Source organism: Phreatobacter sp. GW821-FHT04C01, from assembly GCF_059420385.1.
In genome coordinates, this window is record NZ_JBWKTP010000008.1 from 1 (window position 1) to 25,026 (window position 25,026).

Here is a 25,026-nt window from a genome sequence, read left to right on the forward strand (position 1 = left end):
TCACCTCGCGTCACGGCCTCGAATATTTCCGCGCCATCGCAAAGGGCTGGACACTTAGAGACGTGTGCATGCCGTAGCGAGGCGCGGGCCGGAGGACGGCATTCCCATTTGCCGCGTCCGGCCAGTGGCTTGCTCGCTTGTCTTCAGCGCTTGATTCAGCCGGTGGCGGCACGCCGGCGTCCGATTGCGCGCTCACGGTTGTCGGACGTGAACGGTCGCCGGCGTCGGCTCCGGCCCGCCGCCACCGCCCGAACCCATGGTGGCGGCGCGGCGGTCAATGACATCGTCGCAGCCGCGCTCGTCGATCATACCAGAACCGCCAGGAGGAAACGCGCGGACGTGGCGCGGGTTCGGCAACCACCGCGCCTTTCGGCGCGGTCCCCCCGCCAGCCCCCTCGCCCGAGCTTCTTGTTCGAAACCCGCATGCCCGATTGCATCGGCATGGCGCTCCGACCGACAATCGGGCGCTTCAGAATCGGACCCGCCCATGGCCATCGACTATGTTCAGATCGGGCAGCGCCTGCGGGCGCACCGCATGGGGCTCAATCTCAGCCCCGAGGAGGCGGCCGAACGGCTCGGCGTGTCGCGGGCCGCGCTGTACAATTACGAAAAGGGCGCAAGCCCGGTCAAAGTCGAGACGCTGGAGCGCATGGCCGTGGTTCTCGGCGTGTCGCTGCCGTCGCTGCTCGGTGTCGGAACCGAATATTTCTCCAGCGCCATCGCCTATTTCGAGCGCCTGCGGCAGATCGAGACGGCGTCCGAGCGGGTACTGGTCTATTACGAGCCGGTGACCTTCCTGATCACCTCGCAGGACTATCCGGCGAGCCTGCACCGCATGCTGATCGAGGGCCTGCCCGCGGAACTTCCCGGCCGGGCCGCGGCTCTGGCCGAGATCGACCGCCTGCTCGCCGTGCTCGCCGAACGGCGCGCCCTGTTCGCACCGCCCGGCCCGAATGTCGCGAGCATCGTCGGCGCCACCCAGGTCCGCCGGCTGCTGCGCACCGGTCTGATCGGCAGCTACGACCTGTCCGAGGCCGATCGCGACGCGCGTCGCAAACTGGCCGCCCGCGAGGTCGCGCTGGTTGCCGCGCTGATGGAGAACGAACCGGTCGGCGTGCAGATCGGCGTGGTCGACGACACCTTGCCGAACCAGACCTTCGAGATCTGCCGGCTGAAGGACGGCGGCTCGCTGGTCGCGGTCAGTCCGTTCCGGCTCGGCGAGCTGCCCAATGTCCGGCTCGGCGTCGCCTCGATCACCGGCGCGCCCGAGGCGGTGGCGCTTTACGAGCGGCTCGCCGCCCAGCTGTGGCAGCGCGCCGCCAAGGGCGCCACCGGCGCGGCCCTGCTCCGGCGCTGCATCGCGGAGGCGCAAATGGATGAGTCTAAAAAAATGGAATCGTATTGATTTTTAGATTTAGCTGTGCAAAGGATCATTGCTCAGTCGTGGCGACTGGGCTCCCCGCCCCTTCGTTTTCGATTGATCTCTTCCCGCGCCGGGTCCATTTCCAGCGCGGCAAGCGGCGCCAATGAAGCGTCCCGAAGAGAGGGTGCGACACCCGAATTGACTGGAACAGCATGATCGGCGGCCGTGCGCAGCAATGCGGCGGTCCTATTGCTATTGATCCCGCAGCTCTCACCTTGCGCGCTCCAAAAAAAGTCTCGACGGAGGGAATTCAGGCCATGACCGCCACCGATAACATCAGCCAGGCAGGATCCGCCCCATCCGGGAGCGACGTCGTCGACTCAAAGGCCATGAAGGCGCTCTGGGGCTCGGCGCTGGGTTATGCCATGGACGGCTTCGACCTGCTGATCCTCGGCTTCATGCTGCGCGCGATTTCCGCCGATCTCGGCCTGAGCGGCGCCCAGGCGGCCTCCCTGGTGACGGCGACCCTGGTCGGCGCGGTCGCCGGCGGCCTGCTGTTCGGCATGCTGTCGGACCGGCTCGGCCGGGTGCGCGTGCTGACCTGGACCATCGTGCTGTTCGCGGTGTTCACCGGCCTTTGCGCCTTCGCCCAGGGGTATTGGGACCTCCTGATCTATCGCACCATTGCCGGCCTCGGCCTCGGCGGCGAGTTCGGCATCGGCATGGCGCTGGTGGCGGAAGCCTGGCCGGCCTCCAAGCGGGCCCGCGCCTCGTCCTATGTCGGACTCGGCTGGCAGCTCGGCGTGCTGGGCGCCGCCCTGCTCACCCCCTTGCTGCTGCCGGCGATCGGCTGGCGCGGCATGTTCGCCATCGGCATCCTGCCGGCGATCGCCGCCTATTTCATTCGCCAGTCGCTGCACGAGCCCGAGGTCTTCGTGCGCCGCAGCGCCGAGCAGAAACAGGCCGGCTCGCCGCTGCGCCTGCTGGTCAAGGACCGCGAGACCGCCAAGCTCAGCCTGGGCATGGTGATCCTCTGTTCCGTGCAGAACTTCGGCTATTACGGCGTGATGATCTGGCTGCCGAACTACCTGTCGTCGCGGTTCGGTTACGGCCTCACCCAGTCGGCTCTGTGGACCGCGGTGACCATTGGCGGCATGGCGGCCGGCATCTGCGTGTTCGGCCATGTCGCAGACCGGATCGGCCGCCGCCCGGCCTTCCTCGCCTATATGCTGGGCGCCGCCATCATGGTGGTCGCCTATTCCAGGCTGACCGATCCGATGGTGCTGCTGGTCGCCGGCGCGGTCATGGGCTTCTTCGTCAACGGCATGCTCGGCGGCTATGGCGCGCTGATCAGCGAGCTCTATCCGACGGCGGCGCGCGCCACCGCCCAGAACGTTCTGTTCAATATCGGCCGCGCGGTCGGCGGTTTCGGGCCTTTGGCGGTCGGCGCGGTGGCCATCGCCTATGGCTTCGAAACCGCGATCGCGCTTCTGGCGGTGCTCTATGTCGTCGACATCATCGCGCTCTGGCTATTGATCCCCGAGCGCCGCGGCGCGGAACTCGCCTGAGACCCTAGGTTCTTCCACCTTCCAGGAGGCCATCATGGCCATCGAGCAATCCGTCTCGATGGCAACGGCGAAGGATTCGTTTTTCATCGCCGCTGCCGATGACGCAAAAGCATCAGGACACTGGACCGAGACCGTCGTCGCCGAGCGCGCCGAAGTGGTTCTCAACCGGGCGGTCAATGCCGAGTACCGGCATCTGGTCGTGCGCTGCGGACCGGTCGCCGCCAAGGCGGTCGCCGGCCAGTTCTTCCAGCTGCTCTGCCCGCATCCGGACGGCGAGCAGCCGTTCCTCAGACGGCCGATGAGCCTCTACGGCGTCGACCCCGCCAAAAACGAGGTCGAGTTCCTCTACAAGGTGACCGGCGCCGGCACGCGCGGCCTCGCCCTGATCCGGGCCGGTGACCGGCTCGACATCATGGGCCCGCTCGGCAAGGGCTTCGCGCTCGACCCGGCCTTACGCCATATCGTGGCGATCGGCCGCGGCGCGGGACTTGCGACGCTCGCGCCGCTCGCCAAGGCGGCGCGGGCCAACGGCACCAAGGTCACCGCCATCTTCAGCGCGCGCCGGCCGGACCTCGTGGTCTCGGTCGCGCTGTTCCGCGGCCAGGGCGCAGATGTCGTCACCGTCACCGACAGCGAGGGCACCAGCGGCCCGGCCAATGTCGAGCGCATCCTGCGCGGACTGATCGCCGAGAACGGGGTCGACGCCTTCTTCACCTGTGGCTCCAGCCGGCTGATGCGGGTGCAGCAGCGGCTCGCCCGCGAATTCGCCATTCCCGGCCAGGTCGCCATGGAGCAGCAAATGGCCTGCGGCCTCGGCCTGTGCTTCTGCTGCGTGCGCGACTTCCATGTCGGCGGCGAGATCGTCCATCGCCGGGTCTGCTGGGACGGCCCGGTCTTCGACCTGATGGAGGCCCTGCCATGACGGTCGACCTCGCGGTGAGCATCGGTGGGCTCAGGCTCGCCAACCCGGTCATGCCGGCCTCCGGCACCTTCGCCGAGGGCCTCGACAAGGCCGTCGACTTCGACCGGCTCGGCGCCTTCGTCACCAAGACGATCACGCGCGAGCTGCGCACCGGCAATCCCTTGCCGCGCGTGGTCGAGCGGCCGGGCGGACTGATCAATTCGATCGGCATCCCGTCCAAGGGCGTGCCCTATTTCCTTGCACACACCTTGCCCTATTACGCGCGCTTCCGGCCGCCGCTGGTGGTGAGCATTTCGGCGCCGACGGCGGAGGGGTTCGCCAGCCTCGCCGCCGAGCTGACGAGGCCGGGCATCGCCGCGATCGAGGCCAATATCTCCTGTCCGAACATCGAAGAGGACGGCAAGGCCTTCGCCATGCGCGCGGCCTCGACCGAAGCGGTGGTCCGGCAGTTGCGCGCCGCAACCGCGCTGCCGCTCTGGGTCAAGCTCACGCCCAATACCGGCGATCTGCCGGAGGTCGCACGCGCGGCGGAAGCCGCCGGCGCCGATGCACTCGTGGTCGCCAACACCATTCTCGCCATGGCGATCGACCTTCAGACCTTCAGGCCGAGCCTGGGCAGCGTCATGGGCGGTCTCTCCGGCCCGGCGGTGAAGCCGATCGTGCTGCGCCAGGTGTTTCAATGCGCCCAGGCCGTCGCCATTCCCGTGATCGGCTGCGGCGGCATTTCGACCGCCGAGGACGCGGTGGAATATCTGCTCGCCGGCGCCAGCGCCGTGCAGGTCGGCACCGCAACCTTCGTCCAGCCGGCGGCGATGACCACGATCATCGACGGTCTCAGGCGCTTCTGCGAGAAGCGCGACATGACCCGTGTCGCCGATCTGATCGGCGCCGTCGTGACCGAGGAAGCCGACCAGCCCGATCTCGCGTGGGTGGCGCCGGCGGAATGAGCATCACCCTCGCCAAGGCGACTGAGACGCCGCGCCTGCTTGCCGACGAGCGCGACCGGCGGCTCGCCGAAGGGCTTTTCACCGCGCTGCGCGCAGCCACGGGCGACGGCGTCGGCATTACCCGCGAGAGCTTCGGACCGGGCGAAAGCCGGGCGCTCGACATCGTCGAGACCAAGGCCCGCGCCCTCGGTCTCGCGACCGAGCGCGACGCCGGTGCCAATCTGGTGGTGACGCTGGAAGGCCGCGAACCGGACCTGCCTTATCTCGCCTGCGGCTCGCATCTGGATTCAGTGCCCCAGGGCGGCAATTTCGACGGCGCCGCCGGCTGCATCGCCGGCCTGGCGATCCTGGCGGGCTTGCGCGCCGACCGCATCCGGCCGCGCCGCACGCTGAAGCTGTTCTGCCTGCGCGGCGAGGAAAGCGCCTGGTTCGGCCGGGCCTATATCGGTTCGAGCGCCTTGTTCGGCCGGCTGACGCCCGAGGACCTGAGGGCGCCGCATGCGGTCACCGGCCGGCCGCTCGCCGATGCCATGGGCGATGTCGGCGCCGACATGGCGCGGATCGCCGGCGGCGAGCCGTTGATCGACGCCGGCCGGATCGGCGCCTGGCTCGAACTGCACATCGAACAGGGCCCGGTGCTGGTGGCGCGCGACCTGCCGGTCGGCATTGTCACCGGCATCCGCGGCAATCGGCGCCACCGGGTGGTGGAATGCGTCGGCGAGGCCGGCCATTCCGGCGCAGTGCCGCGCTGGCTGCGCCGCGACGCGGTCTTCGCCAGCGCCGAACTGATCACCCATCTCGACCGTCATTGGCGCACGCTGCTGGAACGCGGCCGCGACCTGGTGGTGACCGCGGGCATTGTCGGCACCGATGCCGCTGAACATGCCATGGCCCGCATTCCCGGCCTCGTCCGGTTCAGCTTCGAGATCCGCAGCCAGAGCCGCGAGACGCTGGACGCCTTCTACGACCTGTTCATTTCCGAATGCCAAGGCATTGGCGAGGAGCGCGGCGTCGAGTTCCGGCTCGATCGCCTGCTGGAATCGGCGCCCGCCGCCATGGACCAGGGCTGGATCGACCGGCTCAGGGCGGCCGCCCGCGCGCTCGGCCTGCCGGACGAGCCGATTCCGAGCGGAGCCGGCCATGACGCCGCCGTCTTCGCCAATGCCGGCGTACCCAGCGCCATGATCTTCGTGCGCAACGCGCATGGCTCGCACAACCCGCATGAGGCCATGGCGATCGACGATTTCCTGGCCGGCGTCGCAGTGATGCGCCATGCGCTGGCGGAGGCCGCGCTATGACGGCGGACATTGTCTTGCCGCGCGGCGGACGGCAGATCCTGAGGGCGAGCGAGGACAGGTCATGATGGCGGGCAAAACGACGCCTGAAGACATCGGCGAAGCCACCGCCCGGCTGCTGCTGGAGGCCGGCGCCGTGCAGGTGAGCCGCGGCCAGCCCTTCGTGCTGGCAGCCGGCTGGGCAAGCCCGGTCTATGTCGATTGCCGGCTCCTGATCGGCAAACCGCAGTGGCGCCGCACCGCGACCGCGCTCGCGGCGGCGGCCGTCGAACAACGCCTTGCGCCGGGCCGGATCCAGGCCATTGCCGGCGCCGAGACGGCGGGCATCGCCTTTGCCGCCTGGCTCGCCGACCGGCTGGACCTGCCACTGCGTTATGTTCGCAAGCGGCCGCTGGGGATCGGCCACAACGCCCAGGTCGAGGGCGGACCGGTCGAGGGCCTCGACGTGCTGCTGACGGACGACCTGACCACCGATGCCGGCAGCAAGGTGGCCTTTGCCCGCGGCCTGCGCGCCGCCGGCGCCACCGTCACCCAGATCCTGACCATCTTCTACCACCAGGCCTTTCCGGGCGCCGCCGAACGGCTCGCCCGGGACGGCCTGACGCTGCACGTCATGGCGAGCTGGGACGACATCCTGCGCGCCGACCGGGGCGAATGGCTGTCGCCCGGCGACCGGGACACGATCGCGGGGTTCCTTGCCGATCCGATCGCCTGGTCGACCCGCCATGGCGGGCGATCGGCGCCCGGACCACGCCAGGCGCTGCGACGAGAAAGCCCGTGAGCTCACAGCCCTGGGCCAGGCCCAGAGTTGCGAAAGCCCGGGCGCACCCCGGTTTCATCGCCCTGCAACGTCGACGGACCAGGGTTCCCGCCCCTTCTCCCCCTCAGGACACCACATCATGAACGACCTGCTCGCCTGGCTGAAGCTGCAGAACACCGGCATCGGCACCTATATCGAATTCCAGAAGCGGACCCTCAGGCTGGCCGCCGCGAGCGCCGACCAAGCCGCCCTGTTCCAGCTCTTCGCCCAGCTCTCGGCGCGCTTCGTCATGACCTATGAGGACATGCCGATGGATGTCGAGATCGCCGACCACGCGCTGGCACGCCTGACCCGGCTGGTCGAAGCCGCCGCGAACAGCCCCGGCCTGCTCCCGGCCGAGCAGTTGCGCCTGCTGAACGAGATCGCTTCGGCCGATCTCGGTCGCGTCGAAGCGCTTGCCGGCGCCAAAGGCTGAGACGGGCTTTCACCTCGGCCCGGTCACGGCAGGGGAAGCGGCGACCGGCGCGGCGAAATGTCAGGGCACCAGCATGATGAATTGCGTGGCCGTGCCCCTCGGTATTCCGGCCCCGACGAGCGCGTCGATCATCTTCGCCTTGTCGGTCAAGCCGCCGGCGAAGGAGAGCGCCTCGCAGATCTCCGGATAGCGGTAGAAATCGGCGATCGGGTTGTATTCGACGTCCGCCAGCTTGTCGCTCAAGGCTTTGGTGAAAATCGGATTGTCGGCGCAGAACTGCTTGACCAGTCCGAAGGCGGCCTTGGACGAGGTAAAGAGCCCGAAGCGCCGGGCATCCTGGGGCGCCATGGCGCCAAAGCCCTGGTGACCGGCGCGCAGCCCGCTCTTGATCTTGTTGGTGCGGTCCGAGACATAGATATTGGTGCAAAGGACGGCGATGAACTCTTCGTTGTCATCATATTGGCGCATGCCGAATGTCAGCTGGCGCGCCTGGTTCCAGGTGCCCGTCGCCGCGCGGAACACATGCATCAATTCATGGAACAGGATCTCGTCCCAGAGCCGCCCGGCCTTCTCCATGGCATGGTCGACGGCACATGAGCCATGGCTTGAAAAGGTGAAGGGCGTGTAGGTGATGACGCCGCTCAGCGTGGCGGCGCCCGGCTTGAGCTCCGAGCCGCCGACGGCGTTGCATTCGGCGCTCGGATGGGGGCGGATCTCGATCGGGAAATTCGGCCTGCGAATGCTGTTCAGCAGGATCCGGCCGGACGTGGTGCGATGGACCCACTTCAGGTGCTCGTGGACGTCGCGCACATATTTTTCGCGCGCGGGAGACACCAGCCCGACCGGGTTGATGGTGGTGTTGTAATAGCGCAGGTCCATGGATCGCCTCCGAGGTCGGGCCTGGACCGGACGGGTCGCGTGGCCCGGCTTCCGGCATTGATGGCCCTGACGATGCCATGCCGCATCGACCATGCCTGTGCCGGCCAGCACATGACGGCACGGCGCGGCAAGGCTTGGACCAACCCATCGAGACTGCCAATGGCGCGCAAGAGGCAGACGGACCGGATTTGCGGAGCCTGCCCCAGACCAAATCCCGGCGCTACGTCAAATTCAGACCGCCATCCGAAAGCAGGATTTCGCCGGTCAGATAGTCCGAGGCGACCAGCATCGATACGGCCTGGGCGATGTCGTCGGGACTGGCGGCACGATGCATCGGTGAACGATCGCGCCAGAGCGCCTGTGCCGCGGTCCAATCGGCCGTCAACGGCGTGTCCACCAGGCCGGGCGCTACGGCATTGACGCGGATATCCGGCCCGAGGCTCAATGCGAGCAATCGCGTAACGTGATTGAGAGCTGCCTTGGTGGCCGCGTAGGGAATTGATGCGCCCTTGGGTCGAATACCGGCGTGTGAGCTGATGTTCACGACACAGCCCGGCCGCCCCCGGCGGGAGGTGTCGCGAAGCGAGGCCTCTGCCTCGCTCACCAGACGAAACGGGGCAATGACATTGACCTCATACAGCTCCTGCCAAATCGCAGGCGTCGCGGCCGCCAGGTCGGCATGGGCGATCACGCGGCTGATACCGGCATTGTTGATGAGGACATCCAAGCGCCCCCATACGGAAATGGCCTCCCGCACGAGCCTGACCCTGTCAGGGTCGTGGGCCAGATCGGCCTGAATGTAGACGGCCCTGCCGAGTTCGGAAGCCAGCGCATGTCCCACATCGGCCGAGCTGCGCGAATGGAGAATGACCGAAAAGCCGTCCCGGACCAGCCGGCGCGCAATTGCGACGCCGATGCCGGATGTGGAGCCGGTCACGAGGGCGACGGGGGCTGAGTTCTGCATGGAACGAAACCTTACATGAGGAGATCAGGGGAGCCCTCCGGCTTTGCCTTGACCATTCCCGACCATCCGCGCGTGGTTCGGGCAGGGACCACGACGGATTTCGATCATGGCGGGATCTTTTGAGTCTCGCCATTTGGATAAGGGTGGTCGCCGGGCGCCGAGGCCATTGCCGACTTTCACGCTGGTTTCACGCCGGCCCTGGTGCATTCTAGCCCGACGCGGCATCCGACCAGCGGGGAGCTATCGATGGCAGGGCATGGAGCCTATCGCGGGGGCCGTTCGGCCCCGAGACCTCGGTTCGACCTCGACGCACGCGTCAGCACGGCGAACCAGTTTCCGGGATCCGGCGTATCCGTCAAAGCCCCGCAGGGGGCACCACGTGATGCCCGACAGGCGGCCATGGCGGCGACGCTCGACCCCTGCCCGCCGGTCAGCCGGGTCGGCGGCGTTGCCGGCTTCCGCCATTTCATGGCGCGCGCCAAACAGGCCGTGCCGGTTCCGCGTGATGCCGATCTCACCCTGATCGACGGCGAACTGCCGCAGCAGTCCAGCGAAAGCGAAGGCCGGCTCCGGCGCAGAATGGCCCATCTGGCCCGCCGCCTGGCCACCGAGAGGGACTGGCCCAGCGCGCTGGCCAAAAACCTGAAGCCCTGGGAAAACCCGCGAATTCCCGCAGGCTATACCTATTTCCTGCAGCTCATCGCCCATGACCTCATCGAGTCCGCCGTGCCGATCGCGGAATCGGGCGATCCGTCGACCAGCAGCGGCAACCTGCGGCGCGCGCCCCTGGTGCTCGAAACGCTCTATGGCGGCGGCCCGATGCAGAGCCCCCTCGCCTATCGCTCGGAACCGGACCGATCGCCGCGCCGCTATCTCAGGCTCGGCCCGATGACGATGCGCGGCGACGGCATCGCGCCCTATCGCGACATCGCCCGTGTCCCCGCTTTTCCCGACTTCGCGGGCGCGCCGATGTTCCGGCCGAAAGATGCCGGCCAGTGCCCGTTCGGCCGCACCGAGGCGCTGATCGCCGACCCGCGCAACGACGAAAGCGCCAATCTCTCGCAGCTTCTGGTGGCCTTTTCCCTGTTCCATAACTGCATCGTCGCGCGGCTCGAGACGACCGACATGCAGGACCACGCCGCCACGCCCGACGAGGCCGATGTCGACCGGTTCCTCTGCGCCCGCACCATCGTCTCGCTGGTCTATCGGCATATCATTCGCAACGACGTCCTGCCGCGCATCCTCCATCCCGACGTGCTCGGGGCCTATCGGAAGCCGAGCCCGGCCTTCATCGACCGGGAGATGGCGGCAGGCGACCTCAGGCCGACACTCGAATTCGCCCATGCCGCGTTTCGCTTCGGCCATGGCATGGTGCGCGACCAATACGCGTTCAGCCACGGCCGCGCCGCCGAGAACCCGGAAGGCTTCGAACTCGCCCAGATCATCCGCCAGAGTTCGGGCGGCAACGCGCCGCACCTGCCGGCGGACGATCGCTGGATCGCGAGCTGGAGCAAGTTCTTCGCGTTTGAAGGCCTTGACCGTCCGGACTTCAGCCGCCGTATCGGGCCCTGTTCGGCGAGCGGGCTCGCCGACGCCGTGGCCTTTCGAAAGCCCCATCCGGAGGGCGAGAACGGTCTCGACTACCGCGACCTGATCAGCGCCGGACTGGTGCGCCTGTGGAGCCTCGATCCGCTGATCGCGGAACTCGCGCAGGCAGCCCCCGGCTTGATCGGACGATCGGAGCTGCTGTCCAATGCCCGGCTCCGGCGCGAGGCTCTCGACACCTGGCTGAGAAAGGACAATTCCGACCCGACGAGCCCCGAGATCGGCAAGCTCGCCATGGATCCGCCGCTGCCCTTCTTCATTCGCTTCGAGGCCGCCTGGGCCGGCCGGGGCGGTGGCGGCGAAGGCCAGCATCTCGGCCTTCTGGGCTCGATCATCGTCGCCGAAACCATTTACGGCGCCTTGGTCCATGCGCCGCTGAAGGCCGAGAACGGCGCCAAGCGACTGTCGGAAATGATCAAGGACACGATCTGCGCGCAACTCGGCGGCAAGGCGCTCGCGGCCCTGCCGGAACTGACCGGCGAGACGGATATCGACACCATGCCGAAGCTGCTCGCCGCCATTCCGAAACTTTATGGCGGCCGCCTGCCCGGCCCCGCCTTCCTGTAGATTGCATTCGACGGCCAGGCGGCGGGGCCATGATCGCCGGCAAGGGATTATCGATCATGCCGATCAAGCGATTGAAGATCACCGATTACGAAGCCCTGGGCCTGCTGGTGAAAACCTGGGCCACCGGCGAGATCCGGCTCGACAGGCCCGGCAAGTTCCTGCCGGTGCCCGCGACCATCGCCGAGTTCACCACCATGCTCGTCCAGGCGGGCGCGACCACCCAGGCGGCCGTCGACGAATGGCTGGCCTCGTTCGAGGGCACGATGCGCAAGATCAGTTTCGTGCAGTCGACGCCCGAAGAGCTGGTCATCCGCCTGCCGATGCGGCAAATGCTTCTGGACACGGAAAAGCAGCTGGAGACGCCGGGCTTCTATTATCCGTTCCCGCCGTTCTATTCGGTCGATTTTTTTGCCGGCGCGCCGGAGGTCATCACCGACCAGTGGCGTTCCCATGCCGAACGGATCGGCGACTATACCATTGCGCAGTGCGGATAGGCCCGGCGGACAGACCGCCTCACCCGCCGCCGAGCGCGACGTGAGCCGGACGCCGCCCGTCGTGGTGAACGAAGGGCGCGCCGGCGCCGTGAACGCCGTCGCGCAGGCGCTCCCAGTCGTCGCGGCGATGGATCGGGAAATTGTGCAGGAACCAGCGGATGACGGCCTCGTCGCTGGCGGCCTCCGCGCCATGCCAGTTGTTGCGGATCAGCATGAGAAAACGCTGCATCTCGGCCTTGGCCTCGTCGTGGCGGCCGAGGTGATGCAGCGTCGCCGCCCGCCATCCCGGCAGGTTCGAGATGATGTCCTGCGCCGCCTTGGCGGCCTCCAGGCTGCCGGCATAGTCGCCGTGCAGGAAGCGGGTGCCGACCAGATAGGCCCATTGGGTGCGCGACGGCATCTGGACGAGGTCGAGCATCTGCCGCTCGAGGAGCCTCGCCTGGTCCATGTCGCCGAGAAAAGCGAAGCCATGGGCGGCCGAGGTCAATGTCCAGGGATCGCCGTCGTTGAGCGCCACGGCCGACTGAAAGCTCGGATGGGCCGCGTCATACATGCCGGCCATGGCCTGCGACCAGGCAAGGCACAGCTGGGCACGCGAATCGATCGGATCGATCTGCGCGGCGCGCTGGGCGAAAGCCAGCGATTCCGCTTCGATCTCCGGCGAGCGCCATGTGCCCGGCGCGGCGAGGTGGCGGCTGTTCTTCAGCTGGGCGAGGCTGGAAAAGGCCGGCGAGAAGCCGTCGTCACGCTCGGTGATGTTGCGGAAGATTTCCTCCGCCTGGCCGAATTCGTCGGCCCGGTAGCCGTTGAACAAGGCCTGGCCCTGGACCCAGCGATCATGCAGCACCACCGGCAGGTTGGGCCGGTGGGAGAGCCGGGTGACGCGCTCAGCCGAGATGTTGATCCTGAGCGCGGCCGCGATCCGGCGCGCGATCTCACGCTGGACGTCGAACCAGTTGGCCGCCGAGAGGTCGAAACGTTCGCTCCAGACGTAGCTCGAATTGACGAAATCGCGCAGGGTCAGCACCAGATGGGTGCCCGACTGGCTGCCATAGGCCGAGGACTCGACGATGTAGTAGCCGCTGTCGCCGCGCCCGTCCGGATCGAGCGCGGGCTGGGCCACGCGCTGCATGTCCCCGTGGTCGACGATCTGCCACTCGCGGAAACGCACCAGGCAGGCCAGCAATTCGTGGCGGAAGCACAACAGGCGGTCGGTCTGCAGCTCGGCCAGTTCAATCATGCGGACCTGCGGCACCGCGATCTGCGGCCGCTCGGTACCGGTCTGCCGGCTTGCCGCCGCCGCGGCTCCAGCGAGAGGCACGAGATCGTCGCCACGCTTGATCGAGACCACCAGAGCCTGCGTCTCCGCGGCCGGCTCGGTGTCGTAATCGGCTTCCAGCAGGTCCCACAGCGTCTTGTAGATCTTCAGCGCGCCGGCGGTGTCGCCGGCATCGGCCCTGGCGCGGATCAGGTGGCGGCAGGCGACCTCGTGGGTCGGATCGAGATTCAGCAGCGCCTGCGCGGCGTCGCGCGCGATGCGCGGCGGGACCGCGCCCTCCATCATGGCTTCGAGATTGCGGATGAGGCGGTCGGTGCTGGTCTGCCGATAGGCCAGGAGCCAGATGCGAAAACCCGGGTCGAGCTCCTCATAGCCGGCCAGCACCGTCTCTCCCAGCCGTTGCTGGTCGAGCAGGGAGGCCGGAATGACGCCCGCCTCGAGGCTGCGGAAGAGGTCGGTCGCATCCACCTTGACCTCGGCGCCCTGGATCTCGAGCCCGAGCCGCTCGGCATTGAAACCCGTGAACCCGACGGCTTCGAACGCGTCGCGCAATTCCCGGATCGTCTGCCTGAGCGAGGCGCGCGCCTTCTCCTCGCCGGTTTCGCTCCACAACAGGCCGACGAGCCGCTCCCGCGACATGGGCTGGCCGTGATGCAGCGCGAGATAGGCCATGCAGGCCTTGGCCTTGCGACCGCGGACATCGACCGGGCGATCGCCGTAGAGCAGAGAGCAACCGCCGAGCATGTTGATTGACAGCATTGCCTCGGGGCCACCCACCTGTTGTCGTCCGAACTGTTCCGTCGCGCTGCCCGCCCGTCCGAACCCCATAAGCCAGCCCCGGTTCGCCGCCAGTTGATCGTTCGTGTCGTCTTGCCGCGACCTATGCGCAGTTCCCACGTGTAGGATTTGCCGCGGTGGCGGGAAAAAGCAATCCGAATCTGGACGGGTGGGGTGCGGCGTGGTCGCCGGCCTCGCCCGCCCTGGGGAAGCGCGGTCGCTGCACAGCGGTAATTTGCTGTAAATATTTAACTTTCCTGGAAAAAGACCGGCGCCGCGCCGGGCGCCCGACGGCTCAAAGCAGCGGCGCGCCGGGCACCGCCTTTGTCGCTTCGCACCAGGCCCGGAGGCGCGGCGTGACCAGGGCCGAGGGCTCGGGCTGAAGCGCCGGCGCGACGACGCGGAAAGCCGGAATTTCGAAGCGCGGGCGCGTCAGATCGATGGCAAAGGCATCGATCCCGCGGGCCGCGAGCCGCACCGCAAGCCTCCGGACGGTCTCCGCCTGGGCTCGACCCGCATTCAAAGGCGCTTCGTCCGGCACGATCGGGGCGGAGGCGCGCCGGACCGGGCCGAGCGCCGCGGCCGGTGGGCCGGCGCGCTTCGCCAGGTGGGCATGATCGAGCGGGTTCAGGCAGGCATCCCCGCCTTGCGCCCGCTTGGCTTCGGCCAGATCCTGGGCGAGCTCCATCTGCAGCATTTCAAGCACGGCCGAGCGGATCGCCTGATCGCGCGTCAGGCGGGCCGCGAGGCCACAGGCGAAGCCGCGGCCATCGGCGCCGGTGGACAGCGCCGCCACCACCGCCACGCCGAATTCACCGGCGATCTCGATCAGCGTCAGCGGCCGTGCCGCTGCACCTTGCCGGGCGTCATGGAGCATCCGCGCGACGGCGGACATAGTGGCATCCCCCGCCCCGATCAGACGCGCCGGATAGCCGCCGCGCCACCACAGCGCCACGGCGTCGCGCTCGATCAGTTCCAGAAGTCCGTGCAGGACGGCCTCCTCGGCGGTCGCGCCGGCGCCACCGCCCAGGCCCAGGGGGAAGGCCGGTTCTCCGTAGGCGAAGGGCGCGGCCGGCCTGACGCAGAGCCCGAGCGGCACCCGGCAGGACGCGTCGTCCCGCAGGCGCCGGCCGGCCATGCTCAGCCCGGTCTCGTCGCCAGCGAGGAAATCACCCGCCGGGACGACGGCCTCGGTCCGGCGCTCGGCCGCCTCGGCGCCGGTTTCGAATTGCGAGAGCAGCTCGACCGCCTCGCCGAGACATTTGACCAGCGCCTCGGCCGGAGAAAACCCCATGCCGGACAGGCTGATGCGCGGGCGGGGCCGGGCGTGCCAGAGCGCGCCATCGGGCCCACCCTCGGCACCGAAAAAACAGGCGCCGGGAGCCCCGGGAGGGCGGATCAGGAAGATCCGGTCGAGCTTGGCGGCGACGCCGAGGAACCGGCCGGCCATGGCCGGGCCCAGGTCGGCGCCAGCGAGTTGGCGCGCCACGTCGTCGAGCGAGACCGGTTCGAGCACGTCACGCAGCTCTCTTGCAAATGGCCGAGGTGGAAGCGCGGTACCGGCCCCGTTCCGGCAGGATCGGAGAATAGCGGGATGGGCGCAAGGTCAGATGGCGCTGGTACCGGGCAGCCGGGGCGATGCACCGCTTCAGTTGACGGCGGACAGCAACAGCCGCGCATTGGCCCGGGCCTGCTCTTCGTCCTGGGCGCAGGAGTTCAAGGTGTAGTTGATCCGGTGAGTCATGACGATCAGGATCAGCGGCGTGCATCGCCCGACCTTGTCGGACAACCGTTCCAGACCGACGATCTCCAGGGCCGAATGGCCGGCCAGGAACAATTCGACCGGTAGCCGGGCGGGGTCGATGACCCGTTGCGCGACATAAGCCTGGGCGGCGAAGAAGGCGTTGAACTGAGCGTCCGCCATGGGCTGGTCACTGGGGTAGCGCCGGGAGCGGGAATTGTCCTGGATCATCAGGTCGAGCGAGGCCGGCCCGCCGCAGTGAGGGTCCGAGCAGGCAAGGCTCGCCCCGCCGGCCATCTCGGCGGTGAGCACCCAGCCGCGCGCCAGGAGAGCATCGAGCCGGAGGTCCTGGGCGGTCGCCACAGAACCGTACCCCGCCGCGGCCAGGAACAAGACGATCGCAGAAAGTCGACGCATCACGGCTCACTCCTCTGGATCGCGACCAGCCATCCGGCGGTCGCCGGATCAGCCGGCATGCATCACCGTCACCAATCGCCGAGCTGGCCCGCCGTATCGATGTGCAGGAAATCGGCATGGCAACCGATGCTGCCGCGGAAGCGCGGATCGCCGGCGCGGACCGCCCGGGCGACCCGGCGCCAATCGGCGACCTTGCCCTTGGCGCAGCGGAAGTCGATGGCATTGAACCAGCGATGCGGGCTGGCGCGCCCGCCGCCGACCCGGGTGTTGTACGGGCCGCAGCGGTAGGTCGACAAAATCTCGCAACGTGCGGCGAGCCGGTGGCCGATTTCATCCAGCATGCGGGCAGTATCGGCGATATTGGGCCAGAGCGCCCGCGGCGGCAGGCAGCCGAGCCAGGCCTGGATGGTCGCCGACGTATCACCGGGGTTGAGGCACAAGAGATCCTCGGCGGTAAAATAACGCAGATCCAGCCCGAGCGCGAAAGCACGGAAGGCCTGGAGATCGAAGCCGGACCGCGCCTCGGCCGCCAACGCCCGGCGGCCGAACTGCCCGTCGACCGGGATCTCGGCAAATTCGCCGGCATCCGTCGCATCGTCGGCGGCCTGCCCCGGCATCTTGCAGGATCGGGGCTGCCTGGTTCGCGCCTTGACCACGGGGCCGTGCTCGACCCGCACCGTGATCAGCGGCACGACCTTGGGCGAGCCGTGGTCCGGGGTACCGGAGCGCATGGTGCCACTGAACGGCCGTGGGTTCGGGCGAAAGGAAAGAAATACGACATTCGTCATTTCCGCCTCCTCGTTCAGGTCACACCAGCATGGCCCATGCCGCGCCTTGCAGCGCAAAAGCACCGGCAACTGTCCCAGGCCTGGGCACCGGGACGACAGGATGCAAGGCCGGCTGCGCCATCCGGGGACGGGACAGCCCGGCAGGCGCGCCGCGAGCCGCCGGAAAGGGTCGGACCGAGGCCCCGCACAGCGTTTCGGTCGGGCAACCCATCCGGCCAAGACCGCCCTCCTCCACGACGGCGGCGGCCGCAGGCACCGGGTCGACGAGATCGAGCAGCGACATGGTCATTGCCTTTCGAACGCAGGGCATCGGCACACCGGACCGAAACGGCGCCGAGCCCTTAACGGCCCCGCTGAGCGCCATCGCGGTGCCGGTATGGCCGGAGCCTCGTCAGGATAGCGTGAAACCACCGTGAAATAGCCGGCTTCTCCGGTGGACGCAGGCGTATTGCACCGAGGCGCGCGCCGTCGACGCCACACTCTGCGCGTGTATTTTCGGATTTCGAAGACCGGCAAGTCTGACCCGGGCTACGCATTCGCGCCAAGCAATACATCAAACGGATGCATATCTGCGCGTCGCGACCAATCAGCGGATGAAAACGACACCGTGAAATCTGGCGCGAGGATATTCTCGCGAAGACCGTTCGAGACCACGATCAGGGCCGTTCGCCATCACGCGCGCGTCCCGGACATAAGCGGAACCCGCGACTGGTCAATCGCATGCACGTCCCTCGACGGCCGTCTCGTCTTGGCCGCGCCTGGCCCTGATGCCTGGCTGGTCATGCGGATCGGAGCGATCCGGGGTGTCCGCGAGGAGCCACCGGCCCAAGGCGTGGATATCGGCGCCGAGCCCGGCCAAGACAAGTGGAAACCGCAGTGAAATCAGCTCTGAAGCGATCTCTCATGCCCCGCCGGCATTTTCGAACGCCCCCAGGGCCGGACGGGCCCGGGCGCCGGCGAGCCCCGCCAATTGCTGCGCCACCGCGCCTCGCACCCGTGTGACCGCCTCGTCCTTGACCGGGCCGAAACCACGGATTTCCATGGGCGCCCTGGCGATCGCCACGGCCAGCTCCAGCGTCTCGGGGCCGAGCTCCTGGACCAGCCGGTCGATGATCGCCTCGAACCAGGGGATCAGCGCGCGTTCGGTACGCCGTTCGGCGAGATAGCCGAAGGGGTCGAACCGGGTGCCGCGCAGGCGCTTCAGCCGGGCGAGCGCGCGCAGGGGATAGGCGATCCAGGCGCCGAATTCGTGTTTGCGCGGCCGGCCACGGGCGTCGCGCCCGAGCGGCAGCAGCGGTGGCGCGAGGTGATAATGCACCTTGAAGTCGCCGTCGAAATCCCGGCGCAGCCGGTCGTGGAAGCCGGCCTGCATGTGAAGGCGTGCCACCTCATATTCGTCCTTGTAGGCCATCAGCTTGAAGAGCGAGCGTGCCGCGGCCTGGGTCAGCGCTTGGGACCCCAGCGGCGCTTCGGCGCGACGTATCGCGTCGATGCGGGCCCGGTAGCGCTCGGCATAGGCCACATCCTGATAGTCGGCGAGGAAAGCGACACGCCTCGCGACCATCTCGTCGAGGGTTTCGGCGGCCGGCGGCCCGTCGCCCAGCGCCCGCGCGACCCGTGCCGGACTGGCGCTGGCCAGCCGCCCCCAGGCGAGGGCCTGCAGGTTCAGCGCCACCGCGACGCCGTTGAGCTCGATCGCGCGGATCAGCGCGCCGAGCGAAACCGGCACCAGGCCCTGCTGAAAGGCAAAACCAAGCATGATCATATTGGCGTAGACACTGTCGCCGATCAGCATTTCGGCCGCCTTGTTGGCGTCGAGCCTGGCGACATTGTCGCGCCCGAGCCGCTGGTCGATCGCACCGAGCCGAAGTGCGGCGCTCAGATCGGCATCGCGCGAGCGCACCACATCACCGGTCGGCATTTCCGCGGTGTTGATCACCGCCCGGGTGCCGTGCCGATAACAGCCGGAGGCCTTGGGCGATGAACTGACCACCATGTCGCAACCGATCAGCGCGTCGGCTGCGCCCTGGTCGATCCTGACCTGGTTGATCGCATCGGGGGTTCCGGCGAGCCGGATGAAGCTCAGCACCGGCCCGAATTTCTGGGCGAACCCGGTGAAGTCGAGCACCGAGGCGCCCTTTCCCTCCAGATGCGCGGCCATGGCGATGAGCGCGCCGACGGTGATGACGCCGGTGCCGCCGACGCCGGTGACGAGCAGGTTATAGGGCCGGTCGAGGGCGACGGGTCGTGGCTCGGCCAGGCCGGCGGCTTCGGCGACCGCGTCGACGCCGGCGCCGGTCTTCTTCGCCCGGACCGCCCCCTCCACCGTGACGAAACTCGGGCAGAAGCCGTTGAGGCAGGAAAAATCCTTGTTGCAGGTCGAGAGGTTGATCTGACGCTTGCGGCCGAAGGGGGTCTCCTTCGGCTCGACGCTGAGGCAGTTGGATTCGACCGAGCAGTCGCCGCAGCCTTCGCAGACGAGGTCGTTGATGACGGCGAAACGGGCCGGGTCGACAGCCTCGCCGCGCTTGCGCCGGCGCCGCGTCTCGGTGGCGCAGGCCTGATCATAGATCATCACTGAGACACCGGGCACCGCGCGCAGTTCGCGCTGGACCGGATCGAGGTCGCGGCGGTGATGCAGTGTCACGCCCTTGGGCAGGTCGACGCCGGCGAACTTGCCGGGATCGTCGGAGACCAGCGCGATGCGGTCGATGCCTTCGGCGCGGACCCCATAAGCGATGGCGGGGACGCTGATGGGCCCGTCGACCGGCTGGCCGCCGGTCATCGCCACGGCGTCGTTGTAGAGGATCTTGTAGGTGATGTTGGTGCCGGCCGCGATCGCCTGGCGGATCGCCATCGACCCGGAATGGTAATAGGTGCCCTCGCCGAGGTTCTGGAAGATGTGGCCCTTGCCGGTGAAACGCGAGGAAGCCGCCCAGTTGACGCCCTCGCCGCCCATCTGGATCAGGGAGGTGGTCTCGCGGTCCATCCAGCTCGCCATGAAATGGCAGCCGATGCCGGCGAGCGCCTTGGATCCCTCCGGCACCTTGGTCGAGCTGTTGTGCGGACAGCCCGAGCAGAAATAGGGCGTGCGGGTGGCGCCCGTGACCGTGATGATCCGATCCGATCGTGGCAGCAGTCCTTGCGCCCGCGCGGTCAGGCCGAGGCCGGGGAAGACCGCGTCGAGGCGCCTGGCGACGATCGGCGCCAGCAGGCGCGGCGACAATTCGCCGATCCAGGACACCAGCCGCTCGCCGGTCTCGTCATGCTTGCCGACCATGCGGTCTGGCTTGGTGCCTGGATAGTCATAGAAATATTCCTTGAACTGGCTCTCGATGATGCCGCGCTTTTCCTCGATCACCAGGATCTCGCGCTTGCCCCGGACGAAATCGAGGGCGTCGTGGAGCGCCAGGGGCCAGACCATGCCGACCTTGTAGATGTCGATGCCGATGCGCCGGCATTCCGCTTCGTCGAGGCCGAGCAGGCGCAGCGCCTCCATCAGGTCGAGATGGCCCTTGCCTGTCGTGACGATGCCGAAGGCGGCGCCCGGGATCTCATAGATGTGCCGGTCGATCGGATTGGCCCTGGCGAAGGCATAGACGGCGTGTTTCTTCGCCTCCATGCGCTCCTCGATCTGCGGCCCGGGCAGGTCCGGCCAGCGATAATGCAGGCCGCCCGGCGGACTTTTGAAATCCGGCGTGCTGAACCGGCGCGGTGGCGCGAGGTTCACCGAGGCGCCGGATTCCACCGTCTCGGAAATCGCCTTGAAGCCGACCCACATGCCGGAGAACCGGCTGAGCGCATAACCATAGGCTCCGAATTCGGCATATTCGGCGACGCTGGCCGGATTGAGCGTCGGCATGAACCAACTCATGAAGGCGACATCCGATTGGTGCGGCATGGACGACGAGACGCAGCCGTGGTCGTCGCCGGCGACCACCAGCACGCCGCCATGAGGCGATGAGCCATAGGCATTGCCGTGCTTGAGGGCATCGCCCGAGCGGTCGACGCCCGGCCCCTTGCCGTACCAGAGGCCGAAGACGCCATCGACCTGGCGATCCGGATGGCCCTCGACCTGCTGCGAGCCGAGCACCGCTGTCGCGGCGAGGTCCTCGTTGACCGCCGGCAGGAATTCGATCCGGTGCTGGTTCAGCAGGTCTTTCGCGCGCCAGAGTTCGAGATCGAGCCCGCCGAGCGGTGACCCGCGATAGCCCGATACGAAACCGGCGGTGTTGAGCCCGGCGGAACGGTCGCGCCGCGCCTGGTCGACGACCACGCGGACCAGGGCCTGGGTGCCGGTGAGAAAGACGCGCCCCTCATCCCTGAGGTAGCGGTCGGCCAGTCGATAGTCGTCGAGCCCGATAGCCATGGCGAAGCCCCCAACAGGATGCGGCTCAAGGTCATGTCACCATCATCTGCCGGTTCATCTGGAAATTCCGTCCAATCCTGCGGCACGGACCGGCACAATCGGAAATTCCTTTCAGCTTTCTAGGAATTGTGGATGATCTGACCGAAGAATTGGGGAAGGGCGTGACCGATGCTGGAACATCAGGACGAGAAGATTCTCCTGCACCTGCAAAAGGATGCGCGCGCCACCAACCAGCAGCTCGCCGATGCCGTGGGCATGTCGGCCTCCGCCTGCTGGCGCCGGGTCCGGAGCCTGGAGGAAACCGGGGTGGTGCAGCGCTACGCCGCGCTGGTCGATCGCCAGAAAGCCGGCTTCACCATGTCGGCGATCATTCATGTCTCGCTGGAGCGGCACGATACGACCTTCGTCGAGCAATTCGTTTCGCGCGTGAAGGCGAGACCCGATGTGCTCGAATGTTTCGCGACGACCGGCGACGCGGATTATCACCTGCGCGTCGTGGCGCGCGACATGGACGCCTATAACCGTTTCCTCGACGAGTTCATGTTCCGCCTGCCGGGCATCCGGCACGTCCGGTCGAACGTGATCCTCAAGGAGATCAAGACCGAGGTGGCGCTGCCGTTCTGAGGGACGAGCGGCAATGCGCAACCGTAGACATCCCTGACCGCGAACCAACCCTCTCCCGGAGGGCTAGCATCCGCACACATCTTTCAGATGAGCCTGAATCCGTCGCCCGTCGAAATCTCAGGCCGGAACCACCCTCCTCACCTCTCCCCGGCGGGGCGAGGTCGGCCGAAGGCCGGAAGAGGGGGAATTGCGGTTTCAGAACAAAGCTTGACGCGTTTCGTATGGTGACATCTCGTCTCGCGCCTCGCCCCCTCTCCCGACCGCTCGCTACGCTCACAGTCGACCTCTCCCCGCCGGGGAGAGGTGAGGAGTGCTGGTTCCAGCCCGAGTCTTGGAGGTCGGAAAAGCGTCACGTAGCTCACTGAAAAGGCGCACATTTTTGAGATGTTCGAACGTTAGCTCCCAGAGGGAGAGGGTGGCGCCGTCAGGCGCCGGGTGAGGGGTCGTCCATATCCGGATGGGGTGGCATGCGGCGCGAGCGGCGGCACCAGTTCTCGGCACTTGCGCCCCTCACCCGCCGGCTGACGCGGGCACCCGCTCCCTCTGGGAGAGGGTTGATTGGGCGGCGCTTTCCGCACCAGAGCCTTGTCATCACCGCCCGGCGCGATCGAAGAATGCGCTCGCTCCGGCTTTCAGACATGCTCTGCATCCGCAGCCCTTTACTTTGGCACGCTCCGCTGTAAGATTTTTTGTGAAATATCAGATTGCTCGGCAGCATTGGACGGACAAGGCATGAGCGACGAAACCCTGGGCCAGATCGGCGACGAGATCATCTTCGAGAACGAATTCGTCCGGGTCTGGGGCCTGCGGCTGGAGCCGGGCGAGCGCCAGGCCTGGCATATCCACCAGCTGCCCTATCTCGTGATCCCGCTGACCGAGGGCAAGAACGAGATGCACTGGAAGGACGGCCGCGTGGTCAACACCGCCGAGGTGCCTGGCCAGGCGCTATGGCGCATGCCGGGGGCCGCCCACGAACTGATCAACACCAGCGACTGGACCTATCGCAACATCCTGGTCGAGCTGAAGACCGCCGGCGGAGCTGCCTGATGAGCGGGATCTCGCGCCGGCATGTCGTTCACGGCCTGGCGCTCGGCGGTTTCGCCGCGGCCGGACGCCCCGCCCGCGCCCAGGCCTTTCCGTCACGCGCCGTCACCATCGTCTCGCCCTACCAGGCCGGCGGCACCAGCGACATCATCGCACGCATGATCGCCCAGAAGCTCGGCGAAACCTGGCACCAGCCGGTGATCGTCGAGAACCGGCCCGGCGCCAATGGCGGCGTCGGCGCGACCGCCGTCGCCCGCGCCGCGGCCGATGGCCATACGCTGCTCGCCACCGCCTCCAGCGCGCTGACGCTCAATCCCCTGCTCTACCGTTCGCTCGGATATGACGTGGCGCGCGACCTGGCGCCCGTGACCCGCACCGGCAGCGTGCCCAATGTCGTGGTGGTCAACCCGGCCGTGCCGGCGGCCACGCTCGCCGAGCTGATCGCGCTGGCCAAGGCGAAGCCCGACGGGCTCACCTATGGCTCTCAGGGCAACGGCTCCAACGGCCACCTGAACGGCGAATTGTTCAAGCAGATGACCGGCACCAGCATGGTGCATGTGCCTTATCGCGGCTCGGCGCCGGCGGTGTCCGACCTGATCGGCGGCCAGATCCAGCTCCTGTTCGACAACCTGCCTTCGGTCATCGAACAGATCCGCGCCGGCAAGCTCCGGGCGCTCGCCGTCACCACCGCCGGCCGCTCGCCCTTCCTGCCCGATGTCCCCGGCATGGCCGAGGCCGGGCTCCCGGGCTTCGACACCAGCGCCTGGTTCGCCGTCATGCTGCCCAAGGAGACGCCGGCCGATATCCGCAACGCCATCGAGACGGCCGTCGTCGCGGCGCTCACCGATCCGGAAGCGCGCCAGAAGCTCGGCAATGTCGGGGTAACCGTCATGGCCGACGGCGCCGCGGCGCTCAGCCGGCAGATCCTGGCCGAGGCGGCGCTGTGGCGCGAGGTGATCGCCAAGGCGCGGATCAGCATCGACTGACCGGCCTGCCGAAGACCCATGAGGCGCCCTTCGCGGCGCCTCTTTTTTTGTCGGATGCACAAAGATATCTCTTGAGAAATATCACGCAGCGCAGCACAGTTCCGCAGCGACAAACCAGACCCACAGAGGGGCACGCATGACGCTCTCGAAGATCAGGACTTTCGCGCTTCTCGGCGCCCTCCTGGCCCCGGTCTTGCCGGCTCCGGCCAAGGCCCAGGCACCCGCGCAGGCTCCGGCATTGACGCCGGTCACTTTCTCGCTCGACTTCCGGGCGCTCGGCCGTCACGCCGCCTGGTATGTGGCACTGGACAAGGGTTATTACCGCGAGGCCGGCCTGAACGTGTCGATCATCGCCGGCCAGGGCACGGCCCAGGCGATCCAGGCGCTCGAATCCGGCATCGTCCAGTTCGCCTTCTCGGATGTCGCCGGCCTGGTCGCCGCGCGCGCCAACAGCAACGCCACCGCCAAGATGGTGGCGGTGATCTACCAGAAGGCGCCCTATGCCATCTTCTCCTGGCGCAGCGGCGTCAACGTCACCCGTCCCGAGCAACTCGAGGGCCTGGAGATCGGCAGCGGCGCCGGCAGCTTCACCCAGAAGGTGATCGAAGCCTTCATGACCGAGCGCGGCCTGAGGCGGCCGGCGACCTATACCAATGTCGACCCCTCCGCGCGCATCGGCATGCTGGCGGCCAAGCGCATTCCGGCGATCGAAACCTTCGTCATGTCGCAGCCGGGCATCAACCGCGCCATCGGCGCCGGCGAAACCAGCACCTTCCTGCTCGCCGACCACGGGCTGATGCTCTATTCCAACGGCATCCTGGTGCGCGAAGACTATCTCAAGGCCAATCCGGCGCTGGTGCGCGGCTTCATCGCCGCCTCGCTGCGCGGCTGGCGCGACACCATCGCCAACCCCGCCGAAGCCGCCGACATCGTCGTCAAGCTCAACCGTGGGCTGGAGCGCGAAGTGGCGCTGGAAGAGATCGCCATCGTCAACAACCTGGTGGTGACGCCATTGTCGCGGCGCGGCGGCCTCGGGGTCATCGATCCCGACCAGATGCAGCACAGCGTGGACCTCATCCTGAAAACCACCGGCGGCGCGCGGGTGACCGCGGCCCAGGTCTATGACGCGAGCTTCCTCCCGCAGCCGCCCATGACCCCGTGA

Annotated in this window: 21 protein-coding genes; 13 read left to right on the forward strand and 8 right to left on the reverse strand. The window is 67.6% G+C overall.

What is annotated here, in order from left to right:
• Positions 1-487: 487 nt before the first annotated feature.
• The 7 genes from AC07WJ_RS25810 (at position 488) to AC07WJ_RS25840 (ending at position 7,330) form a co-directional block, all read left to right on the forward strand.
• The gene (locus AC07WJ_RS25810) at positions 488-1,405 is read left to right on the forward strand and encodes a helix-turn-helix domain-containing protein (RefSeq protein ID WP_494937551.1); all 918 of its coding nucleotides are present in this window, start codon (positions 488-490) and stop codon (positions 1,403-1,405) included.
• A 275-nt stretch (positions 1,406-1,680) separates the two neighbouring features.
• Positions 1,681-2,931, forward strand: a complete 1,251-nt coding sequence (locus tag AC07WJ_RS25815; protein WP_494937552.1) for an MFS transporter — start codon at positions 1,681-1,683, stop codon at positions 2,929-2,931.
• Positions 2,932-2,965: 34 nt separating this feature from the next.
• Complete coding sequence (locus tag AC07WJ_RS25820; RefSeq protein ID WP_494937553.1) at positions 2,966-3,853, forward strand: dihydroorotate dehydrogenase electron transfer subunit; 888 nt, start codon at positions 2,966-2,968, stop codon at positions 3,851-3,853.
• On the forward strand, positions 3,850-4,800 hold the full coding sequence (locus AC07WJ_RS25825) for a dihydroorotate dehydrogenase (protein WP_494937554.1): 951 nt from the start codon (positions 3,850-3,852) through the stop codon (positions 4,798-4,800). The genes AC07WJ_RS25820 and AC07WJ_RS25825 overlap by 4 nt, the downstream gene beginning before the upstream one ends.
• Positions 4,797-6,098, forward strand: coding sequence for a Zn-dependent hydrolase (locus AC07WJ_RS25830; protein ID WP_494937555.1), 1,302 nt, complete (start codon positions 4,797-4,799; stop codon positions 6,096-6,098). Before AC07WJ_RS25825 ends, AC07WJ_RS25830 begins: the two co-directional genes overlap by 4 nt.
• Positions 6,099-6,159: 61 nt before the next feature.
• On the forward strand, positions 6,160-6,876 hold the full coding sequence (locus tag AC07WJ_RS25835; RefSeq protein ID WP_494937556.1) for an orotate phosphoribosyltransferase: 717 nt from the start codon (positions 6,160-6,162) through the stop codon (positions 6,874-6,876).
• A gap of 118 nt (positions 6,877-6,994) precedes the next feature.
• On the forward strand, positions 6,995-7,330 hold the full coding sequence (locus tag AC07WJ_RS25840) for a hypothetical protein (protein WP_494937557.1): 336 nt from the start codon (positions 6,995-6,997) through the stop codon (positions 7,328-7,330).
• A 60-nt stretch (positions 7,331-7,390) separates the two neighbouring features.
• Here the strand turns inward: AC07WJ_RS25840 and AC07WJ_RS25845 are convergent, their stop codons facing one another.
• Complete coding sequence (locus tag AC07WJ_RS25845) at positions 7,391-8,209, reverse strand: hypothetical protein (protein ID WP_494937558.1); 819 nt, start codon at positions 8,207-8,209, stop codon at positions 7,391-7,393.
• A 220-nt stretch (positions 8,210-8,429) separates the two neighbouring features.
• Positions 8,430-9,173: an SDR family NAD(P)-dependent oxidoreductase gene (locus tag AC07WJ_RS25850; protein WP_494937559.1), complete on the reverse strand. Its 744-nt coding sequence runs from the start codon at positions 9,171-9,173 to the stop codon at positions 8,430-8,432.
• Between the two features lie 399 nt (positions 9,174-9,572).
• Here AC07WJ_RS25850 and AC07WJ_RS25855 point away from each other — a divergent pair, with 399 nt between their 5' ends.
• Together AC07WJ_RS25855 and AC07WJ_RS25860 are read left to right on the forward strand one after the other, a co-directional pair.
• Positions 9,573-11,345 (forward strand): peroxidase family protein, encoded by a 1,773-nt coding sequence (locus AC07WJ_RS25855; protein WP_494937560.1) that lies wholly within the window; start codon positions 9,573-9,575, stop codon positions 11,343-11,345.
• Between the two features lie 56 nt (positions 11,346-11,401).
• Positions 11,402-11,839 carry a hypothetical protein gene (locus AC07WJ_RS25860; RefSeq protein WP_494937561.1) on the forward strand — a complete coding sequence of 146 codons (438 nt, stop codon included), beginning with the start codon at positions 11,402-11,404 and terminating at the stop codon, positions 11,837-11,839.
• A 19-nt stretch (positions 11,840-11,858) separates the two neighbouring features.
• Here the strand turns inward: AC07WJ_RS25860 and AC07WJ_RS25865 are convergent, their stop codons facing one another.
• The 6 genes from AC07WJ_RS25865 to AC07WJ_RS25890 form a co-directional block, all read right to left on the reverse strand.
• Positions 11,859-13,877, reverse strand: a complete 2,019-nt coding sequence (locus AC07WJ_RS25865) for an AfsR/SARP family transcriptional regulator (protein ID WP_494937562.1) — start codon at positions 13,875-13,877, stop codon at positions 11,859-11,861.
• Positions 13,878-14,190: 313 nt separating this feature from the next.
• Positions 14,191-15,411: a YcaO-like family protein gene (locus AC07WJ_RS25870; protein ID WP_494937563.1), complete on the reverse strand. Its 1,221-nt coding sequence runs from the start codon at positions 15,409-15,411 to the stop codon at positions 14,191-14,193.
• 132 nt (positions 15,412-15,543) lie between these two features.
• Positions 15,544-16,053 carry a hypothetical protein gene (locus AC07WJ_RS25875; protein WP_494937564.1) on the reverse strand — a complete coding sequence of 170 codons (510 nt, stop codon included), beginning with the start codon at positions 16,051-16,053 and terminating at the stop codon, positions 15,544-15,546.
• Positions 16,054-16,121: 68 nt separating this feature from the next.
• A complete protein-coding gene (locus AC07WJ_RS25880; protein ID WP_494937565.1) occupies positions 16,122-16,841 on the reverse strand; it encodes a D-Ala-D-Ala carboxypeptidase family metallohydrolase in 720 nt (239 codons plus the stop codon).
• Between the two features lie 19 nt (positions 16,842-16,860).
• On the reverse strand, positions 16,861-17,124 hold the full coding sequence (locus tag AC07WJ_RS25885; RefSeq protein ID WP_494937566.1) for a hypothetical protein: 264 nt from the start codon (positions 17,122-17,124) through the stop codon (positions 16,861-16,863).
• 618 nt (positions 17,125-17,742) lie between these two features.
• Complete coding sequence (locus AC07WJ_RS25890) at positions 17,743-21,210, reverse strand: indolepyruvate ferredoxin oxidoreductase family protein (protein WP_494937567.1); 3,468 nt, start codon at positions 21,208-21,210, stop codon at positions 17,743-17,745.
• Positions 21,211-21,378: 168 nt separating this feature from the next.
• On the opposite strand from AC07WJ_RS25890, the gene AC07WJ_RS25895 reads away from it, so the two are divergent.
• The 4 genes from AC07WJ_RS25895 (at position 21,379) to AC07WJ_RS25910 (ending at position 25,026) form a co-directional block, all read left to right on the forward strand.
• The gene (locus AC07WJ_RS25895; RefSeq protein WP_494937568.1) at positions 21,379-21,834 is read left to right on the forward strand and encodes an Lrp/AsnC family transcriptional regulator; all 456 of its coding nucleotides are present in this window, start codon (positions 21,379-21,381) and stop codon (positions 21,832-21,834) included.
• Between the two features lie 732 nt (positions 21,835-22,566).
• Positions 22,567-22,881 (forward strand): cupin domain-containing protein, encoded by a 315-nt coding sequence (locus AC07WJ_RS25900; protein ID WP_494937569.1) that lies wholly within the window; start codon positions 22,567-22,569, stop codon positions 22,879-22,881.
• On the forward strand, positions 22,881-23,864 hold the full coding sequence (locus AC07WJ_RS25905; RefSeq protein WP_494937570.1) for a Bug family tripartite tricarboxylate transporter substrate binding protein: 984 nt from the start codon (positions 22,881-22,883) through the stop codon (positions 23,862-23,864). Before AC07WJ_RS25900 ends, AC07WJ_RS25905 begins: the two co-directional genes overlap by 1 nt.
• A gap of 136 nt (positions 23,865-24,000) precedes the next feature.
• Entirely contained in the window at positions 24,001-25,026 is a 1,026-nt protein-coding gene (locus tag AC07WJ_RS25910; RefSeq protein WP_494937571.1) for an ABC transporter substrate-binding protein, read from the forward strand.

Coding starts and splice junctions, on each gene's coding strand:
- AC07WJ_RS25855 (WP_494937560.1), top strand. CDS start 9,573: ATGGCGGCGACGCTCGACCCCTGCCCGCCGGTCAGCCGGGTCGGCGGC.
- AC07WJ_RS25890 (WP_494937567.1), bottom strand. CDS start 21,210: ATGGCTATCGGGCTCGACGACTATCGACTGGCCGACCGCTACCTCAGG.
- AC07WJ_RS25880 (WP_494937565.1), bottom strand. CDS start 16,841: ATGACGAATGTCGTATTTCTTTCCTTTCGCCCGAACCCACGGCCGTTC.
- AC07WJ_RS25825 (WP_494937554.1), top strand. CDS start 3,850: ATGACGGTCGACCTCGCGGTGAGCATCGGTGGGCTCAGGCTCGCCAAC.
- AC07WJ_RS25820 (WP_494937553.1), top strand. CDS start 2,966: ATGGCCATCGAGCAATCCGTCTCGATGGCAACGGCGAAGGATTCGTTT.
- AC07WJ_RS25835 (WP_494937556.1), top strand. CDS start 6,160: ATGATGGCGGGCAAAACGACGCCTGAAGACATCGGCGAAGCCACCGCC.
- AC07WJ_RS25865 (WP_494937562.1), bottom strand. CDS start 13,877: ATGCTGTCAATCAACATGCTCGGCGGTTGCTCTCTGCTCTACGGCGAT.
- AC07WJ_RS25840 (WP_494937557.1), top strand. CDS start 6,995: ATGAACGACCTGCTCGCCTGGCTGAAGCTGCAGAACACCGGCATCGGC.
- AC07WJ_RS25830 (WP_494937555.1), top strand. CDS start 4,797: ATGAGCATCACCCTCGCCAAGGCGACTGAGACGCCGCGCCTGCTTGCC.
- AC07WJ_RS25875 (WP_494937564.1), bottom strand. CDS start 16,053: ATGCGTCGACTTTCTGCGATCGTCTTGTTCCTGGCCGCGGCGGGGTAC.
- AC07WJ_RS25860 (WP_494937561.1), top strand. CDS start 11,402: ATGCCGATCAAGCGATTGAAGATCACCGATTACGAAGCCCTGGGCCTG.
- AC07WJ_RS25810 (WP_494937551.1), top strand. CDS start 488: ATGGCCATCGACTATGTTCAGATCGGGCAGCGCCTGCGGGCGCACCGC.
- AC07WJ_RS25905 (WP_494937570.1), top strand. CDS start 22,881: ATGAGCGGGATCTCGCGCCGGCATGTCGTTCACGGCCTGGCGCTCGGC.
- AC07WJ_RS25845 (WP_494937558.1), bottom strand. CDS start 8,209: ATGGACCTGCGCTATTACAACACCACCATCAACCCGGTCGGGCTGGTG.
- AC07WJ_RS25895 (WP_494937568.1), top strand. CDS start 21,379: ATGCTGGAACATCAGGACGAGAAGATTCTCCTGCACCTGCAAAAGGAT.
- AC07WJ_RS25910 (WP_494937571.1), top strand. CDS start 24,001: ATGACGCTCTCGAAGATCAGGACTTTCGCGCTTCTCGGCGCCCTCCTG.
- AC07WJ_RS25850 (WP_494937559.1), bottom strand. CDS start 9,173: ATGCAGAACTCAGCCCCCGTCGCCCTCGTGACCGGCTCCACATCCGGC.
- AC07WJ_RS25885 (WP_494937566.1), bottom strand. CDS start 17,124: ATGTCGCTGCTCGATCTCGTCGACCCGGTGCCTGCGGCCGCCGCCGTC.
- AC07WJ_RS25815 (WP_494937552.1), top strand. CDS start 1,681: ATGACCGCCACCGATAACATCAGCCAGGCAGGATCCGCCCCATCCGGG.
- AC07WJ_RS25900 (WP_494937569.1), top strand. CDS start 22,567: ATGAGCGACGAAACCCTGGGCCAGATCGGCGACGAGATCATCTTCGAG.